Source organism: Leptolyngbya sp. FACHB-1624 (genome assembly GCF_047649235.1).
GTDB lineage: Bacteria > Cyanobacteriota > Cyanobacteriia > Leptolyngbyales > Leptolyngbyaceae > Leptolyngbya > Leptolyngbya boryana.
In genome coordinates, this window is the sequence record NZ_CP180258.1 from 2,524,136 (window position 1) to 2,541,265 (window position 17,130).

The following is a 17,130-nucleotide window of genomic DNA, read 5'->3' on the forward strand; positions in this document are numbered from 1 at the left end:
GTAAGATTTTCAGCACAAAAAAAGGGTAGATAGCTCTACCCTGTACCTGCATTTCGATTGTGTGAATTAATACAAGCGGCTTAATACATAGTCAGCAAGTTTGATCAAAGCCTGTCGAGATTCAGACATTGGCAAGTCTGCCAGATGTTCGATCGCGGATTTAGCATGATGCGATGCCAGTTCTCTCGCTCTCTGAATCCCTTGGCTATCCCGAACCAGTGCTAAGGCTTGTTCAAGATCGTCTTCTTGTTCAAATTCTCGATCGATTAAGTCTTCCAGATACGGCTTTTCTTCCAACGCATACAGAACTGGAGCCGTGAGATTGCCGCTTCTGAGATCTGAGCCAGCAGGTTTGCCAAGAGATTCGGTTGAGCCTGTGAAATCGAGAATGTCATCGACAATTTGGAACGCTAAACCGAGATTACGCCCGTAGTGATAGAGATTTTGTGCCTCAACTTCAGAAGCATCGCTGAGAATTGCGGCAGCTTTTGAACTATTGGCAATTAAAGATGCGGTTTTGTAATAGCTCTTTTCGAGATAAGACTCGATCGTAATTCCCATATCAAACCGAAATAATCCCTGCTGAATTTCGCCTTCTGCAAAATCCTTGATCACCTCAGAGAGCAGCTTGATCACTTCGATGTTTTCTAAATTCGCCAAGTACCAAGAAGACTGGGCAAAAAGAAAATCTCCAGCAAGTACTGCAACTTGATTGCTAAATCGGCTATGAACCGCTGGAATACCGCGTCGGGTTGCGGATTCGTCGATCACATCGTCATGCACCAAGCTTGCCGTGTGAATCATTTCGGTGATTTCAGCTAAGCGTCGGTGGCGTTGAGTAATCTCCTGCCCATGCATCGTGGCGCGAGCGACTAAGAGCACGATCGCGGGTCGGATGCGTTTCCCGCCAGCGCTAAATAGATGCTCTGCGGCAGCGTACAGAATCGGATGACGCGCACCAATGAGGTTTTGAAGATTCTCGGTGAGTAAACGTAGATCCGCTTCTACCGGAGAAAATAGGGATGTTGCTGAGGTCATGTAGTTGCCGACTCAGAGGCTATAGGTTAAGTTTTTTTACGGCTTGTAAGCTTATTTTACTCATAAATCCGCAATTCTAGGGGACTCAAAATTTTTGGTTCTCAGATTTGGGTAAATCTAACTAGCAAAAGTCCCGCTCTCTCATCGATTCGATCGAGTGGCGGGACAAAACCAAATCGAGTCAAGATTCACATCTTAGAGCAAGCCGAGCCAGGTCAAAACGCCTTGTCCCGTGACAAATTCTACAATCAGCGCTGCCACAAATCCGATCATTGCGGCACGTCCATTTAAGCGTTCTGCATACTGATTGAAGCCAAATTTCGGATTTTCAAGCTTGGGGGTTACGGTCGGTTGAATCTGCGTCATGGTAAACAAAACCTATCCTGGATTTAGGGGTAAAAATTGTTACGAGTCAAAGCGGTTGAATCGCTTAACAATTCTTTATCTGTATTTTAGCGAGCGAATTGCATAAATGGGATCTGCATGTTAAACAACCGTTGACTCTAGGTTGGAAGACTACACTAGAAGTACGACTGGAGAATGGCTATGGAAATCGGTGTCCCTAGAGAAACCAAGGATCAAGAGTTTCGAGTTGGTTTGAGTCCGAGTAGTGTGAGGGTGCTGATCGAACAGGGGCACTCGGTCGCGATCGAGTCAAAGGCAGGTGAGGGTTCGGGCTTTAGTGATGCAGATTATGTGCAAGTCGGTGCCACGATCGTCAATAGCACCAAAGCAGCCTGGGATCGTGAACTCGTGATTAAGGTCAAAGAACCTTTGAAAGCGGAATATGACTATTTACAGAAAGGACAAATTCTATTCACCTACCTGCACTTGGCAGCTAGTCACGAATTAACCGAACATTTGCTGAATTCAGGGGTAAGCGCGATCGCGTATGAAACCGTGGAACTTGCTGATCGCCGCCTGCCGCTCTTGACACCCATGAGTATCATCGCGGGTCGCTTATCGGTGCAATTTGGAGCGCGATATCTGGAACGACAACAAGGTGGGCGAGGTGTACTGCTCGGTGGCGTTCCAGGTGTTAAACCGGGACGAGTTGTAATTTTAGGCGGGGGAATTGTCGGAACTGAAGCAGCGCGAATGGCAACGGGAATGGGCGCGCAGGTGACAATTTTAGATGTGAATGTCGATCGCTTGTCGTATTTAGAATCCGTCTTTGGATCGCGAATTGAACTGCTTTACAGTAATTCGAGTCATATCGAAGAATTAGTTCCTCAAGCGGATCTACTGATTGGTTCAGTGCTGATTCCAGGACGGAAAGCGCCGATCTTAGTGTCGCGAGAATTAGTGAAAAAAATGCGATCGGGTTCAGTCATTGTCGATGTTGCCGTCGATCAAGGTGGCTGTATCGAAACGCTGCATCCGACCTCACACACGGCTCCAACGTATGTTGAAGAAGGCGTAGTGCATTATGGTGTCCCAAATATGCCGGGTGCAGTTCCTTGGACGGCGACCCAGGCTTTGAATAATAGTACGTTGCCGTATGTGTTGAAATTGGCAAATCATCGGATGGAAGCTCTCGATCGCGATCCTGCCTTAGCGAAAGGGCTGAATGTCCAAAACCATCATTTGATTCACCCAGCGGTGCAAGAAGTGTTTCCCGATTTGGTGAGTTAGCGCGATCGTCAAAATCTACAGAAGTCCAACTTGTTCAAAAAGTTGGACTTCTCAAGTCAAGCCGAGATTATTCGTGAATCCAACCGATGATCGTCGGCGACCAATTCACTAATTCTTCGTCTTTGAACCACAGCGCAATTTCGCTTTGAGCCGTTTCGGGTGCATCTGAACCGTGAATCAAATTCCGTCCAATGTTTGCACCAAAGTCTCCCCGAATCGTGCCAGGTTCAGCGGTCAGAGGATTTGTCGCACCAATGACTTTCCGTGCGCCTGCAATCACACCGTCACCTTCCCAAACCATCGCGACCACAGGGCCGGATGTAATAAATTCCACCAAGCTGCCGAAAAACGGACGCTCACGGTGAACACCGTAATGGCTCTCAGCCAACTCACGGCTAACGTTCATGAATTTCAATCCGACGAGAGTAAAGCCCTTTGTTTCAAAGCGGCGAATGATTTCACCAACCAATTTACGTTGTACGCCATCAGGCTTAATGGCTAAAAATGTGCGTTCCAAGCTGGACTCCCAAGAATGACGTGAAATTTACCAAACCTAGATTAGCCCAGATTGGGGGTTTGGGATGAAATTGGGAAGTAGGGAGTAGGAGTCAATCTCCCCACTCCCCCCGCTCCCCAAATTACGTAGTGCGAAAGACCTCGATTTCGTAAACTCCGCGATACACTGAATGCTTAAGAATCGCAAAGTGAGGAGCAGCCACGATGGGAGAGCGCGCAGCTACTGCCAAACCGGAAAATCTACAGCCTGAAGAGAAGTTGGAAGCGTCAAGCAATCACTCAAAGGGCAAGCCGAACGGCAAATCGAACGGTAAATCGCGCCCCGTTGAACCGCCTCAACCGAAGAAACAATGGACGATCGAAGATAGCGAAGAGCTTTATCGCATTCAAGGATGGGGCGATCCGTATTTCTCAATTAACGCAGCAGGACACGTCACCGTCTCGCCGAAAGGGAATCGTGGCGGATCGTTAGACTTGTTCGATTTGGTCAACGCATTGAAACAGCGAAATCTAGGCTTGCCTTTGCTGATTCGATTTTCAGACATTTTGGAAGATCGAATTGAGCGGATTAATTCGGCATTTGCGAAAGCGATCGCAAGATACAGCTATCCCGGTGTCTACCGAGGCGTGTTTCCTGTGAAATGCAATCAACAACGCCATTTGGTCGAAGATCTGGTGCGATTCGGACAACCGCATCAGTTTGGATTAGAAGCTGGCTCAAAGCCTGAACTGATGATTGCATTGGCATCGCTCAAAACGCCTGGAGCGCTGCTCATTTGCAATGGCTATAAAGATCGCGAATACATTGAAACCGCAATGTTGGCGCGACGATTGGGACAAACGCCAATCATTGTTCTTGAACAAGTCGAAGAAGTTGAATTTGCGATCGAAGCGAGCAAAAAGCTCGGAGTCGAACCGATTTTGGGCGTGCGTGCCAAGTTGAATGCCAAAGGGATTGGGCGTTGGGGCACTTCGGCAGGTGATCGCGCTAAGTTTGGCTTAACCATTCCTGAAATTATTCATGCCGTCAATCGGTTAAAAGAAGCCGATATGCTTGGCTGCCTGCAACTGCTGCATTTTCACATTGGCTCTCAAATCTCAGCGATTAGCGTCTTGAAAGAAGCGATGCGAGAAGCGAGTCAAATTTATGTGGAACTCTGCAAACTGGGAGCCAACATGCAATACATGGATGTTGGGGGCGGATTGGGTGTGGACTATGACGGGTCGCAAACGAATTTCCACGCATCCAAAAATTACACGACTCAAAACTATGCCAATGATGTTGTTGCAGCCGTGAAAGATGCTTGTACGATCGCGAATCTTCCCGTTCCGACTTTGATTAGCGAAAGTGGCAGAGCGATCGCATCGCATCAATCCGTTTTAGTCTTCAACATTCTGGGAACCAGCGATGTCTCGTCTGAGATTCCAGAACCTGCGAAGGAGAATGAACATGTAATCGTGCAAAATCTCTATGAAACTTACACGTCGATCAACTCTGATAATTTCTTAGAGATGTATCACGATGCCACGCAGTTCAAAGACGAAGCGGTTAATCTATTCGGATTCGGTTATCTGAGTCTGACTGAACGCGCTAGAGCCGAGCGGTTGTATTGGTCGTGCTGCCATAAAATTGTTACTTTTTCGCGGCAGCTTGACTATATTCCTGACGACTTGGCAGACCTAGAGCAGATCATGGCATCCATGTACTACATGAATCTCTCAGTCTTCCAATCGGCTCCCGATAGTTGGGCGATCGATCAACTCTTCCCGATCATGCCGATTCATCGCTTGAACGAGGAACCGACGCGCCGTGTAACGCTCGCCGATCTCACCTGTGACAGTGATGGCAAGATTGATCAATTTATTGATCTGCGGGATGTGAAACCTGTGCTAGAGTTGCATACTTTAAAGCCTGGTGAACCTTACTACTTAGGCATGTTCCTGAATGGAGCGTACCAAGAGATTATGGGCAACTTGCACAACTTGTTTGGGGACACAAACACTGTTCACATCCAACTCACGCCCAAAGGCTACCAAATTCAGCATGTGGTACGCGGCGACACGATGAAAGAAGTGCTGGGCTATGTGCAATATGATCCTGAAGACATGATCGAAAGTATTCGACTTCAGACTGAACTCGCATTAGCAGACAATCGAATTACCTTGCAAGAGTCACAATTGCTGCTTCAGAACTATGAACGCAGTTTAAGCGGCTACACTTACCTCGTATCTTAGCTTCTGGTTGTTTCATCTGGAAGGATGAATTTTACTAGCTTTGCTGATACGAGTAGAGGGTGAGAGTGACTGTGTTGGACTCTCAATTCTCCAGTGCTAGACTGTCTAGCTCTCAACCCTCTACACCTCAATGATCAACATTGCTTGAAGCTGAATTTATAGCCATTGCTGAATGAATTCTGGCGATCTCCAAAGTAAGTAAACGATCATGGCACAAATTCCTGTAATCACAGTCGTCAGTCCATAAGCCACACACATTAATAATCCATCTGATTCGAGCATGGCGACGACGAGGAGTAAGATCCCGATCGTGGGAAATGGATTCGTCAAAGGAATCGGTGCAATTAACAAGATAGAAAGCCAAGTGATGCACATTCCATTGAATTGCCAAATTTTGGGATTCGCTGCAATTCGACGCATCCGAGGACGAGTAATTTTCTCTAAAATGCGCGTGACTCGTCGCACATTCTGCAATAGCTGTTTAGCAAAGCTCGTCGGAAATCGAAACCGGGCAACTTTTTTGGGCAACCAAGGGGTACGCCTTCCTAATGCCATTTGAACACCTAGCAAAACACAAGCCGTACCCGGAATTCCCGTTAGCCCAGGCGGCACAGGAAAGAGAAAAGGAATCACCATTAGTCCAATGACGAGACCAAATCCGCGTTCTGAAGTTTCGGAGAGAATAGCCGCGATCGTTAACGGTTCTTCGGATAGCCGCTTAATTAGAGATTCAATGTCTTGCGAGAAGCGAAGATGCATTCGTCGATAACGTGACAGATACGAAAATTCTAACCGAGACTTTCAGAAGTCGAACGCCTGCAAACTACTGATCTTTAACTCACTTGACTTATCCCTTCGATGTCTTAAATCGATGTCTCGCATCGCTGAAAGCTTCCCGCATCGCAGCTTGAATCCTTTTCGGATCAGGCGTTTTACCACCCATCAAATCCCCAAAATACACACATGCTGCTTCGCCTAATGCCCAAGTATAGGCACTCGCCCACGAAGCCGCAATTACACTGCCAAACCCCGGCACAAATTTAATCAATTCGCGCCCGATCGCTTGTGCTACAAATCCACCCGCGATCGCACTAACGACCCCACCTGCCTGTGAAGGGCTTAATGTCTGTCCATACAACTGTCCCAATGCTCCTACCATCGAAACTTGTAGCGCAGTCAACACGGGCATTGTGGCTAACGGTAAAGGAATCGCTGCTGCTGCCCCTGCCATTACGGAAAACGGCAAGATATAACGTCGCGCAGCATCTCGATACAAACCGCTAATTTGCTGACCTGCATCTCGATCGCTTAACAGTTGCGAAATGGTTCTTGCTTCAGCCTCCGGCAGCAATTCTGCGATCGTATCCATCAAAGGCTCTAATCCATAAAAGGTTAGATTAAACTCATCTTCCTCCAACGTAAAATCGATCAAAACGGCACGGTCGAACAAGCCCTTAAAGTCTTCTTGAATGCGCGTAAACGCACGATCGACTTCTGCCAAATTTGGTGGATACTCAGGATGATCGCTCACATCCGGTGGATAGAGTTCATGCAGACAAGTGACAACCAGTAAGACAGGCACTTCTGGGCGTTTTTGCCGAATTCGACCTGCAATCTGTTTGAGCGTATCTGTTGCAAAATCGTTAATCTTAACGGTCAGTAGTAAAATTTTGGCATTCGTCTCAGATTCACTCGGCTGCAATTCACCGACTAATTCTCGAATCACTTCCGATGTTGCTTGCGTTCCATCTCCCAAGCCGACCGTATCTGTAAAAATGACAAGCGGTAAATCCTCAGTGGGATAGCAATATTGTTGAGTGTACTGGGTATGCGGACGAAAGCCTTGACCAATGATTTCAGCCGAAACGCCGGTTAAACCACGAACGATCGAAGATTTTCCTGACTGCGGTTTGCCGACCAGCAATGCTTCAGTCGTCGGTAGTTCCGATCTGACTTTCTTCAAAATCTCTTCGACTTCTGCTTCATCGACCTTGAACCAATTCTGTAGCGTCTTTGCCATAGGTTCAATCGAGACGCGCTTCGTCGCTTCTGCCATCCCATCCCGAATTTGATTCAACCAGGAACTATCCCACTTCATCGCTCCTTCCTCATCAGAATAGAAAAGGCGCGATCGTAACCGCACCTTTACTGATAATTATGGCGTTTCTCAATTTAGCTATTCATCACCCGACTGTGCGGATTCCCCCCCTGGCGAGGACTTATAGATGGCATCTAGCTGTTCACGGGCATCTTCCACACTCATCGATCGCATGACCAGCAGCGGTTCGTCAATCATGCGACCATGCTCATCGAGTAGCTCTGGATGAGGGGTCGGACGATTCTGTTTGACGGGAGGATACTGACGCTGCGACTCAACCCCCAACGTCATTAAATTCCGGATTAAATTGCCAACTGCCAAGAAAGCCAATGCTGTGAAAGCCAGAATATAAAGTAGGTGCAGAATCATACGCCTCGCGCCAATAGAGATTGACAAAAGAGAATTTACCGGAAGCGCTGCGGCTCCCGGTTTGCAATTATGAAAAATCGTTTTCTAATTATCTAACAGTTTCTCAGATTTTTCTGATTCCTGGTATCCCAAAAAAGAGAGAGTTTGCAAAACTCAACTCGATTGCTGCGATCGCAGTTTGAGACTGACTTGCCAACATTCGCTCACTAGATGATGCCACGTGACTAAGACGGATGAATCGACTCCCGCCTGTCCCCCTGTAGCTTTCAGCAACGCCTGAACCGTGCTCACTTCCTGCTGACTGGTCATCACCCGCTGCAAGAGGTCTTTCTGCTCGTCTGCAGAGAGAAATGGAATGTGCTGCTCTTCCAACAGGCTGCGAGAGCGCGAAAACCAGTACTCGAAGTCGTCGAGCAGCGGTTCTAAGATGGTTTTGAATAAGTCGGAGTCGGGGTGATTGGGATTAAACATTTTGAAAACCGATCGCGTTAGCAAATCCTAATAGTCGTTACATTTCGTAACATTTCTATTTTAGCTCGAAAGTTTGCAGATTCAACCCCGAATTACCGGGAGGTCGGTAAGATATATGGGTGATTTTATTAGCCTTCGTCCCATGTCTGCCGATTCAAACCAGCCGGAAAAAATTTATTTGCCCAAAACCAGCGAATCTGAAGCGTTGAAGAAAATTCGCCATACGACTTCGCACGTATTGGCAATGGCGGTTCAGAAGCTCTTTCCGAAAGCACAGGTGACGATCGGGCCTTGGATTGAGAATGGGTTTTACTACGATTTTGATAACCCAGAGCCTTTTACTGAAAAGGATCTCAAAGCGATCAAGAAAGAGATGGCGAAGATCATTCGGCGCAAATTGCCTGTGATTCGTGAAGAAGTGAGCCGCGAAGAGGCAAAAAGCCGAATTCAAGCGCTGAATGAGCCTTACAAGCTAGAGATTCTCGACGATATCAAACAAGAGCCGATCACGATTTATCACTTAGGCGATCAGTGGTGGGATTTGTGTGCAGGCCCGCACGTAGAAACGACCGAAGAATTAAATCCAGACGCGATCGAGCTTGAATCCGTTGCGGGTGCATATTGGCGCGGAGATGAAACTAAAGCTCAGCTTCAACGCATTTATGGCACAGCTTGGGAAACGCCTGAACAGTTAGCTGAATACAAGCGCCGCAAAGAAGAAGCGATGAAGCGCGATCATCGAAAATTGGGTAAAGAGTTAGGATTGTTTATTTTTTCGGATTTAGTGGGACCAGGGTTACCTCTGTGGACACCCAAAGGAACGATTCTGAGATCAACCCTAGAAGACTTTCTCAAACAAGAGCAGACCAGACGCGGTTATCTGCCTGTCGTTACGCCACATATTGCCAAAGTGGATCTGTTTAAAACTTCAGGTCACTGGCAGAAGTACAGCGAAGATATGTTCCCCATGATGGCGGAAGATGACAAAGCTCGAACCGAAGAACAGGGCTTTGTGATGAAGCCGATGAACTGTCCGTTCCACATCCAAATCTATAAGAGTGAACTGCGATCGTATCGAGATCTGCCGATGCGATTAGCAGAATTTGGGACAGTCTACCGCTATGAACAGTCAGGTGAACTTGGCGGATTAACGAGAGTACGAGGCTTTACAGTCGATGACTCTCACTTGTTTGTCACGCCTGAACAGCTTGATGCGGAGTTTCTCAGTGTTGTGGATCTGATTTTATCGGTCTTCAAGAGTCTACAACTGAAAAACTTTAAGGCTCGTTTGAGTTTCCGTGATCCAGACTCGGATAAATATATTGGGTCTGATGAGGCGTGGGAGAAAGCTCAAGGTGCAATTCGCCGTGCAGTCGAAACGATGGGCATGAACTATTTTGAGGGCATTGGCGAAGCAGCATTTTATGGACCGAAATTGGACTTTATCTTTAGTGATGCGCTCGATCGAGAATGGCAGCTTGGAACGGTGCAAGTCGATTACAACTTACCGGAACGCTTTGATCTCGAATATGTGGCAGAAGACGGCAGTCGTAAGCGTCCTGTAATGATTCATCGTGCGCCGTTTGGCTCGTTAGAGCGATTGATCGGAATTCTGATCGAAGAGTATGCAGGAGATTTCCCAGTTTGGCTTGCTCCTGAGCAGATTCGATTACTCACGGTGAGTGATGAATTTTTACCATTTGCGAAGCAGGCTGTCGAGCAAATGAAACTTGCAGGAATTCGAGCGGAAGTCGCGCCGAGCGGCGATCGATTGGGCAAACTGATTCGCAATGCTGAGAAGGAAAAGATTCCGGTGATGGCGGTTGTGGGTGCGAAAGAGGTCGAATCGAATGCGTTGAATATTCGGACGCGTGCATCGGGTGAATTAGGGGCAATTGCGCTCAGTGAGGTGATCGATCGTCTTAAACATGCGATCGCAAATCACGGGAATTTCTAGCCTGCAAAATTTGCCCAGTTTATGTTGGCAGTTTCACAGAGATTTCACGGTTGCAACGGCATCTCCAAATTTAAGAGATGCCGTTGTTCAGTTCTATTACTGACTTCGAGAAATTTCACTAGATAAGCTTATTTAAGTTGCGATCGCAGACGGGAATGATAAAGACGTTCTGTTAGGAGTCCACCAGAATGTCTGCTTCTGCACCCCAGTTTGACGCTGCTGTTTTGAATCATTGCGAGCGTGCTGAAATTGCCTTTGTTGATCCGTCTGTTCCTGAGGTTTCCAGTCTCGTTGCAGGAGTGAGATCGCAGATTGAAGTGATTTTGCTCGATGGCGATCGCGATGGTATCGTGCAGATCGCTGAAGTGTTAGAGAATCGTAGGCAGATTAAAGCGATTCATCTCATCTCTCATGGAACTCCTGGCGCGATTTTACTAGGCACAGCACAATTGAGTGCTGAAACGATGAGAATTTATGCGCGATCGCTGATGCAGTGGTCGGAAGCATTAAGCGCAGATGCAGAAATTTTAATTTATGGTTGCGAAGTCGCTCAAGGTGCAGAGGCACTTTTGCAACAAATGAGTGAACTGACAGGAGCCACGATCGCGGCTTCTGCGACAAAAACAGGCTGTGCAGAACTTGGAGGAAATTGGGAGTTAGAAGTCAGAACGGGAGAATGTCAGACTGAACTCGCATTTGGGATGGAAGCGCGCGCGCGTTATCGATCGATTCTGGCAAATGATCCTGTTATTGTGACAGGCGCAACCACATACAATGCACCCAGAAATTTGGCAAATGTTGATGGAGTCTTGTACTTCTCAGCAGTGAGTGGCAGTGGAACTGAACTATGGAGAGTTGATCCGGTAACTGGAAATGCAACGCTCGTGAGTGACATTGTTTCAGGCAGTAGCTCCTCTTCTCCCACAAATCTAACCAATGTAAATGGAACGCTCTACTTCTCTGCGACAACTCCCACAAGCGGGCGTGAACTCTGGAAGTTTGACCCTGTAACTGGTACAACATCGATCGTTGGAGATATCAACTTAAACACGGGTAATGCTGATCCTCAAGAATTAATCAATATAGGCGGAACACTGTACTTTTCAGCAACTGATGGTACAGGACGTAAATTGTGGAAGGTTGATCCTACCAATGGACAAGCGCAGCTAGTCACAAATGCAGGTTCTTCTCCTACATCTTTAACCAATGTGAATGGGACACTGTACTTTGCAGCGACAACTAGCACAAATGGAACTGAACTGTGGAAGATTGATCCTGTAACTGGGCTTGCATCACTAGCTGCTGATATTCGACCTGGTACTGGAGGTTCTTCCCTCACAAATCTAACCAATGTCAACGGTCTTCTTTACTTCTCTGCAAGTGGTAACGATGCAAATGGAACTGAGCTATGGAAATTTGATCCCAATAGCGGACAGGCAACTTTAGTCAGCGATATTCGATCAGGTAGCCTTGGTTCCTTGCCAGCTAGCCTAACGGATGTAAATGGAACATTGTACTTTACCGCAGATGATGGCACAAATGGTCGTGAACTATGGAGAGTTGATCCTACAACAGGTCAAGCCTCATTGGTGGCAAACATTAATTCAACAGGTTCTGCTCTCACGAATACTACGACTACCGAACTCATCAATGTAAATGGAACACTGTACTTTACTGCAGATGATGGCACAAATGGTCGTGAACTATGGAAAGTTGATCCTGCAACAGGTCAAGCTTCAATGGTCAGGAATATCAATGCGGGTTCAGCGAGTTCTGATCCGCAGTCTCTAATCAATGTAGATGGAACCTTGTACTTTACAGCAACAAATGGTTCTACTACTGGTCAGAACGGACGAGAACTGTGGAAAGTTGATCCGACAACGGGTCAAGCCGCGCTTGCGAAAGATATTCGGGTGGGGACAAGTGGATCTGGTGCTGCGAACTTGACAAATGTCAATGGAACTCTATACTTCTCGGCAAACGACGGTTCTGGCGATCTCTTATGGAAACTAGAGCCTCCAACTCCGCTCACACTGGATCTCAACGGCGCATCTGCAGGCGTTAACTTCACTGCAACCTTTACCGAAAATGGTGCAGCAACAACGCTTACCAGTTCTACACTCGCAATTACGAATTCTGACACTGAGATCGATCAAGCAACGATTACAATTGCCAATTTCGTTGCAGAAGACGAGCTTCTATTTACCAATCAAAATGGGATTACAGGCAGTTTTACCAATGGTGTCCTTACACTGACTGGAACATCCTCGATCGCGAATTACCAAACTGCGCTCAAATCGATTACTTACCGCAACCTCAGCGACAATCCCAATACGACAAATCGTCAGATTCAGTTTGTCCTATTTGATGACACTCGCTCTAGCCCAGTTGCAACCACAACAGTCAGCATTACTGCACTCAACGACAGTCCAGTTCTTAATGCTCCTACCAGTCAAGGCTTTATCCCTAGCGGATTAACTCCCGTTTCAGGCATTAGTATTAATGATATTGATGCTAACAATGCGATTCCTCTAAATGTGATTGTCTCTGTTGGAACTGGAACTATTTCACTCGGTACAGTCACTGGAATTACTTTTGTCTCAGGTGATGGCAGCGACGATCAGAGCTTTGAGATTCGCGGCAGTCTCAGTGATCTGAATACAGCACTTGCATCTCTATCCTACCGTGCTAATGGTAGCTCGACTGATACACTCTCCATTACAGTCAACGATAACGGAAATGGAGATAACGGAATCACTCCAATTCAGGTCAATCGATCGATTGAACTCAGACCGCCGATCGCACTCGATCTCAATGGCGCAAATCCAGGGATCAATTTTGCGACAAGTTTTACCGAAAACGGCACTGCAACCCTAGCTAGCTCTGGTCTTACAATAACGAGTTCCAACTCTGAGATGACTGGAGCGATCATTACGATCGCGAATTTTGTCGCAGCACAGGACGAGCTTCTCTTTGTTAACCAAAACGGCATCACAGGCAGCTTCAACAATGGTGTTCTTACACTCACTGGAACAACCTCGATCGCAAACTATGAAACTGCGCTCAAATCGATTACTTACCGCAACCTCAGCGACAATCCAAACACGACAAATCGTCAAATTCAGTTCGTTTTATTAGATGGCACGCAAACGAGTCCACCTGCTACGACAACACTGAGTATCACTGCGGTCAATGATGCTCCACTTCTCAGTATTCCTGGAATCCAGAACGTTGCTGAGAATAGTTCAACGGCAATTGCTGGCATTAGTATCAACGATGTCGATGCAAACAATGCGATTCCGCTCACAGTGACGCTCTCTGCTGGAACCGGAACACTCTCGCTTGGTGTCGTTAATGGAATTTCATTCATCGCAGGTGATGGAAGCGACGATCAGAGTTTTCAGATTCGGGGTAGCCTCGACAATCTGAATACAGCACTTGCATCATTATCCTATCGGAGTACTGCTGCTACAGGCGATACGATTTCAGTTACGGTCAATGACAATGGTAATGGCGACAGTGGGACTACAGCCTTTCAGGTCAGTCAATCGATCGTTGTCAATGTTGGAAACAATATCAATGGAACGAATGCTGATGAAACCTTCACACTGACATTGAGAACAGATCAGCTGAATGCGGGGGGAGGGAATGACACTGTTAGTGCTCTATACGAGCGGGTATTGCAAAACGATCGAGTAGATGGTGGTAGCGGTAACGATCGCTTTGTTCTCAGTTTTGGGAATGTGGCTCTTACAGTCAATCCAGCAGATCCCAGTAATCAAATCAGCGGCGTTGCAGGGCTAACTGTTCAAAATTTTGAAGAGTTTGATTTTAGTCAGTATATTGGTGCGATCGCATTTACTGGAACTAGCGCACGCGATTGGTTTATTGGTGGATTTGGTAATGATCGAATAACTGTTGACTATGCTCAAGTGCTGCAAGACGATCAGTTGAATGGGGGCAATGGCAGAGATCGATTTGTGCTCAACAATGGAAGCGCTGCGATTACCGTAGACATGACCAACTCCAACTCACAAATTACGAATGTTCCAGGGTTAGTGATTCGGAACTTTGAAGAATTCGATTTTTCAGGATATGCAGGTGCAATTACTTTTTCTGGTAGTGGCGCTGCTGACTCAGTTTGGGGTGGCTCTGGTAATGACATTCTCAATGGAAACTCTGGCAACGATACCCTCAGTGGTGGAGGTGGAACGAATACTCTAATTGGTGGATTTGGTAATGATACTTATCTTATTCAATCTGCGAGCGATACGATTACTGAACTCGCAAATCAAGGAATTGATTCAGTCATTTCTTCTGTGAGTTATACGCTCTCTGCTGATGTCGAAAATCTAACTTTAACGGGTTCAGTTGCGATCGATGGAACTGGAAATGATCTTGCAAATATTTTGGTTGGAAATGCTGGAAATAACCGCTTAACCGGAGGCGCAGGAAATGACAGGCTCGATGGAAGTTTAGGAGCAGATACACTTATCGGAGGACTTGGCGACGATACTTATGTGGTTGATAATCTTGCTGATGTCATCGTCGAAGCTTTGAATCAAGGAATTGATTCTGTTAACGCTTCAGTCAATTGGATTTTGAGCGATAACGTTGAGAATCTGACCCTGACTGGAAATGCTCAAAACGGTACGGGTAACGCTCTCAACAACCAAATTTTCGGCAATAACGAGAACAATACGTTGATCGGCTTAGCAGGCGCAGACAACTTGCGAGGTAATGCTGGAGCGGACATTCTCATTGGAGGACTGGGCAACGACACGATCGATTTAGGTTTAGATCAAGCGATCGATCTTGTGATCTACGCTGTGGGAGATGGTCAAGATACAGTGACGAACTTCCGGCGGGGAGTCGGTGGCGACCAACTCAGAATTGACAGCGCGATCAATATTGATGTCGTAGACAATGGAGCTACAACATCCTTATACTTGCGAAATCAAGCTTTAGGATTTGGAAAAGGAACACAATTGATGGTTCTGATGAGTACGACTGGCTTTACTCCGAGCAATATTAACCAGAACCTAGCAATTGGGAATCAAGCGACCTTTTTCTTTGCTTAGTAGACCACATTCAGCCTCGTTTCCATTTCAATCAAGCGGGATGATTTGACTCATTCCGCTTGTGCATTTTAAGAGCAAATTACTATTTGAAAATCGCGCTACTTTTCCTGTACGAAAATTGTGTATTTACTCTTAACTGATAAAGTTAAGCATAGTTAGTAATCGTTTAACTTACGTAAGTTTGCTATATAGATTCATTGTTCCTTGTTCAATAATAAGGTCATACAAACTTTGTACGTTATACAAAGTTGGATATGTAAAAGTTAGAGGAGTAGTAGCGATGAGCTTCTTGTCTCGTTCTGCATCGGTTTTAGTTGGCTTAGCTGGTTTAGTAGCAGTTGCTGCTGCACCTGCATCGGCACAAAATGCATCAGTAAGTGGTGCAATTACTCGTACATCTCCCGCTGGTTTCACCACCACGATTTCTGGTGAAATTGTTGCACCTGAAGGAGTATATTTTACTGGACCTTTGACTGTTTCGGGCACAGCTGATGAAGTGAACCCAGTGTTAAATGTCAACGCACCCACTGCAACTTTTCCTGCTGCTGGTGCTCCATCTTTGCTGGAACAAACTGTTGCTACTGAGCTGGATGGTCTCGATCCGACAACCCAAGCTGGACTTGATGCTTATGCTGCGATTCTGAAAGCTGCTGTCGGTGTTGATGGATTGGAGTAATCCTGCCGCTGTAGCTTAGCCATAGCTAGTTCTGGCTCTGACTCTAGTCTTATCAGAATTCCCGATAAAACTGGAACCGTTTAAAGATTTGTAAAAGTTAGAGGAGTAATCACGATGAGTTTCTTATCTCGTTCTGCATCGGTTTTAGTTAGTTTAGCTGGTTTAGTAGCAGTCGCTGCTGCACCTGCATCTGCACAAAATGCATCAGTGAGTGGTGCAATTACTCGTACATCTCCCGCTGGTTTCACCACCACGATTTCTGGTGAAATTGTTGCACCTGAAGGAGTATATTTTACTGGACCTTTGACTGTTACAGGCATAGCTGATGAAGTGAATCCAGTGTTAAATGTCAACGCGAACGTTGCACTTTTTCCTACTGCTGCTGCTCCATCTTTGCTGGAGCAAGTTGTTACTGCCGAGCTGAATGGTCTCGATACGACAACCCAGGCTGGACTTGATGCTTATGCTGCGATTCTGAAAGCTGCTGTCGGTGTTGATGGATTGGAGTAATCCTGACGCTGTAGCTTAGTCATAGACTAGTTCTGGTTCTGACTCTAGTCTTATCAGAATTCCCGATAAGACTGGAACCGTTTCAAGAGTTGTAAAAGTTAGAGGAGTAATCACGATGAGTTTCTTATCTCGTTCTGCATCGGTTTTAGTTAGTTTAGCTGGTTTAGTAGCAGTCGCTGCTGCACCTGCATCTGCACAAAATGCATCGGTGAGTGGTGCAATTACTCGTACATCTCCTGCTGGTTTCACCACCACGATTTCTGGTGAAATTGTTGCACCTGAAGTATTCTTCATTCCCGGTGCATTGACTGTTACGGGTTCAGCTAATGAAGTGAATCCAGCGTTGAGCGTCAATGCACCCATCGTACCTTATGCTGCTCCTGGTGCTCCATCTTTGCTGGAGCAAACTGTTACTGCCGAGCTGAATGGTCTCGATACGACAACTCAGGCTGGGCTTGATGCTTATGCTGCGATTCTGAAGTCTGCTGTTGGTGTTGATGGATTGGAGTAATCCTGCCGCTGTAGCTTAGTCATAGACTAGTTC

The 17,130-nt window shown here is 46.4% G+C and carries 14 protein-coding genes; 7 read left to right on the top strand and 7 right to left on the bottom strand.

All coding sequences use genetic code 11. The features are described 5' to 3' along the window. Window positions 1-66: 66 nt before the first annotated feature. A complete protein-coding gene (gene sds / locus ACMUEV_RS11690; RefSeq protein WP_017288916.1) occupies window positions 67-1,038 on the bottom strand; it encodes a solanesyl diphosphate synthase in 972 nt (323 codons plus the stop codon). A 195-nt stretch (window positions 1,039-1,233) separates the two neighbouring features. Next, window positions 1,234-1,404, bottom strand: coding sequence for a chlorophyll a/b-binding protein (locus tag ACMUEV_RS11695; RefSeq protein ID WP_017288915.1), 171 nt, complete (start codon window positions 1,402-1,404; stop codon window positions 1,234-1,236). A 180-nt stretch (window positions 1,405-1,584) separates the two neighbouring features. Between ACMUEV_RS11695 and ald the strand changes: the two genes are divergently transcribed. Next, complete coding sequence (gene ald / locus ACMUEV_RS11700) at window positions 1,585-2,673, top strand: alanine dehydrogenase (RefSeq protein WP_190652081.1); 1,089 nt, start codon at window positions 1,585-1,587, stop codon at window positions 2,671-2,673. Window positions 2,674-2,740: 67 nt separating this feature from the next. Here ald and ndk read toward each other — a convergent pair whose 3' ends face one another. Continuing rightward, window positions 2,741-3,190, bottom strand: coding sequence for a nucleoside-diphosphate kinase (ndk, locus tag ACMUEV_RS11705; RefSeq protein WP_017288913.1), 450 nt, complete (start codon window positions 3,188-3,190; stop codon window positions 2,741-2,743). A 203-nt stretch (window positions 3,191-3,393) separates the two neighbouring features. On the opposite strand from ndk, the gene speA reads away from it, so the two are divergent. Further along, the gene (gene speA, locus ACMUEV_RS11710) at window positions 3,394-5,424 is read left to right on the top strand and encodes a biosynthetic arginine decarboxylase (RefSeq protein ID WP_017288912.1); all 2,031 of its coding nucleotides are present in this window, start codon (window positions 3,394-3,396) and stop codon (window positions 5,422-5,424) included. Window positions 5,425-5,580: 156 nt separating this feature from the next. On the opposite strand, the gene ACMUEV_RS11715 is transcribed toward speA, so the two are convergent. The 4 genes from ACMUEV_RS11715 to ACMUEV_RS11730 all read right to left on the bottom strand — a co-directional run bounded on the left by ACMUEV_RS11715 (window position 5,581) and on the right by ACMUEV_RS11730 (window position 8,362). Further along, window positions 5,581-6,183, bottom strand: a complete 603-nt coding sequence (locus ACMUEV_RS11715) for an exopolysaccharide biosynthesis protein (protein ID WP_190652080.1) — start codon at window positions 6,181-6,183, stop codon at window positions 5,581-5,583. Window positions 6,184-6,271: 88 nt separating this feature from the next. Beyond that, window positions 6,272-7,522 carry a YcjF family protein gene (locus tag ACMUEV_RS11720; protein ID WP_199329570.1) on the bottom strand — a complete coding sequence of 417 codons (1,251 nt, stop codon included), beginning with the start codon at window positions 7,520-7,522 and terminating at the stop codon, window positions 6,272-6,274. A 78-nt stretch (window positions 7,523-7,600) separates the two neighbouring features. After that, window positions 7,601-7,891 carry a DUF2973 domain-containing protein gene (locus tag ACMUEV_RS11725; RefSeq protein WP_017288909.1) on the bottom strand — a complete coding sequence of 97 codons (291 nt, stop codon included), beginning with the start codon at window positions 7,889-7,891 and terminating at the stop codon, window positions 7,601-7,603. A gap of 153 nt (window positions 7,892-8,044) precedes the next feature. Further along, window positions 8,045-8,362: a DUF2605 domain-containing protein gene (locus ACMUEV_RS11730; protein ID WP_017288908.1), complete on the bottom strand. Its 318-nt coding sequence runs from the start codon at window positions 8,360-8,362 to the stop codon at window positions 8,045-8,047. A 142-nt stretch (window positions 8,363-8,504) separates the two neighbouring features. On the opposite strand from ACMUEV_RS11730, the gene thrS reads away from it, so the two are divergent. The 5 genes from thrS (at window position 8,505) to ACMUEV_RS11755 (ending at window position 17,097) form a co-directional block, all read left to right on the top strand. Then, window positions 8,505-10,319, top strand: a complete 1,815-nt coding sequence (gene thrS, locus ACMUEV_RS11735) for a threonine--tRNA ligase (RefSeq protein ID WP_190652078.1) — start codon at window positions 8,505-8,507, stop codon at window positions 10,317-10,319. A 188-nt stretch (window positions 10,320-10,507) separates the two neighbouring features. Then, window positions 10,508-15,400, top strand: coding sequence for a DUF4347 domain-containing protein (locus ACMUEV_RS11740; protein WP_190652077.1), 4,893 nt, complete (start codon window positions 10,508-10,510; stop codon window positions 15,398-15,400). 280 nt (window positions 15,401-15,680) lie between these two features. After that, entirely contained in the window at window positions 15,681-16,076 is a 396-nt protein-coding gene (locus tag ACMUEV_RS11745; protein WP_190652076.1) for a hypothetical protein, read from the top strand. Window positions 16,077-16,190: 114 nt separating this feature from the next. Next, complete coding sequence (locus ACMUEV_RS11750; protein WP_190652075.1) at window positions 16,191-16,586, top strand: hypothetical protein; 396 nt, start codon at window positions 16,191-16,193, stop codon at window positions 16,584-16,586. A 115-nt stretch (window positions 16,587-16,701) separates the two neighbouring features. Continuing rightward, window positions 16,702-17,097, top strand: a complete 396-nt coding sequence (locus tag ACMUEV_RS11755) for a hypothetical protein (protein WP_199329568.1) — start codon at window positions 16,702-16,704, stop codon at window positions 17,095-17,097. Window positions 17,098-17,130: the final 33 nt, after the last annotated feature.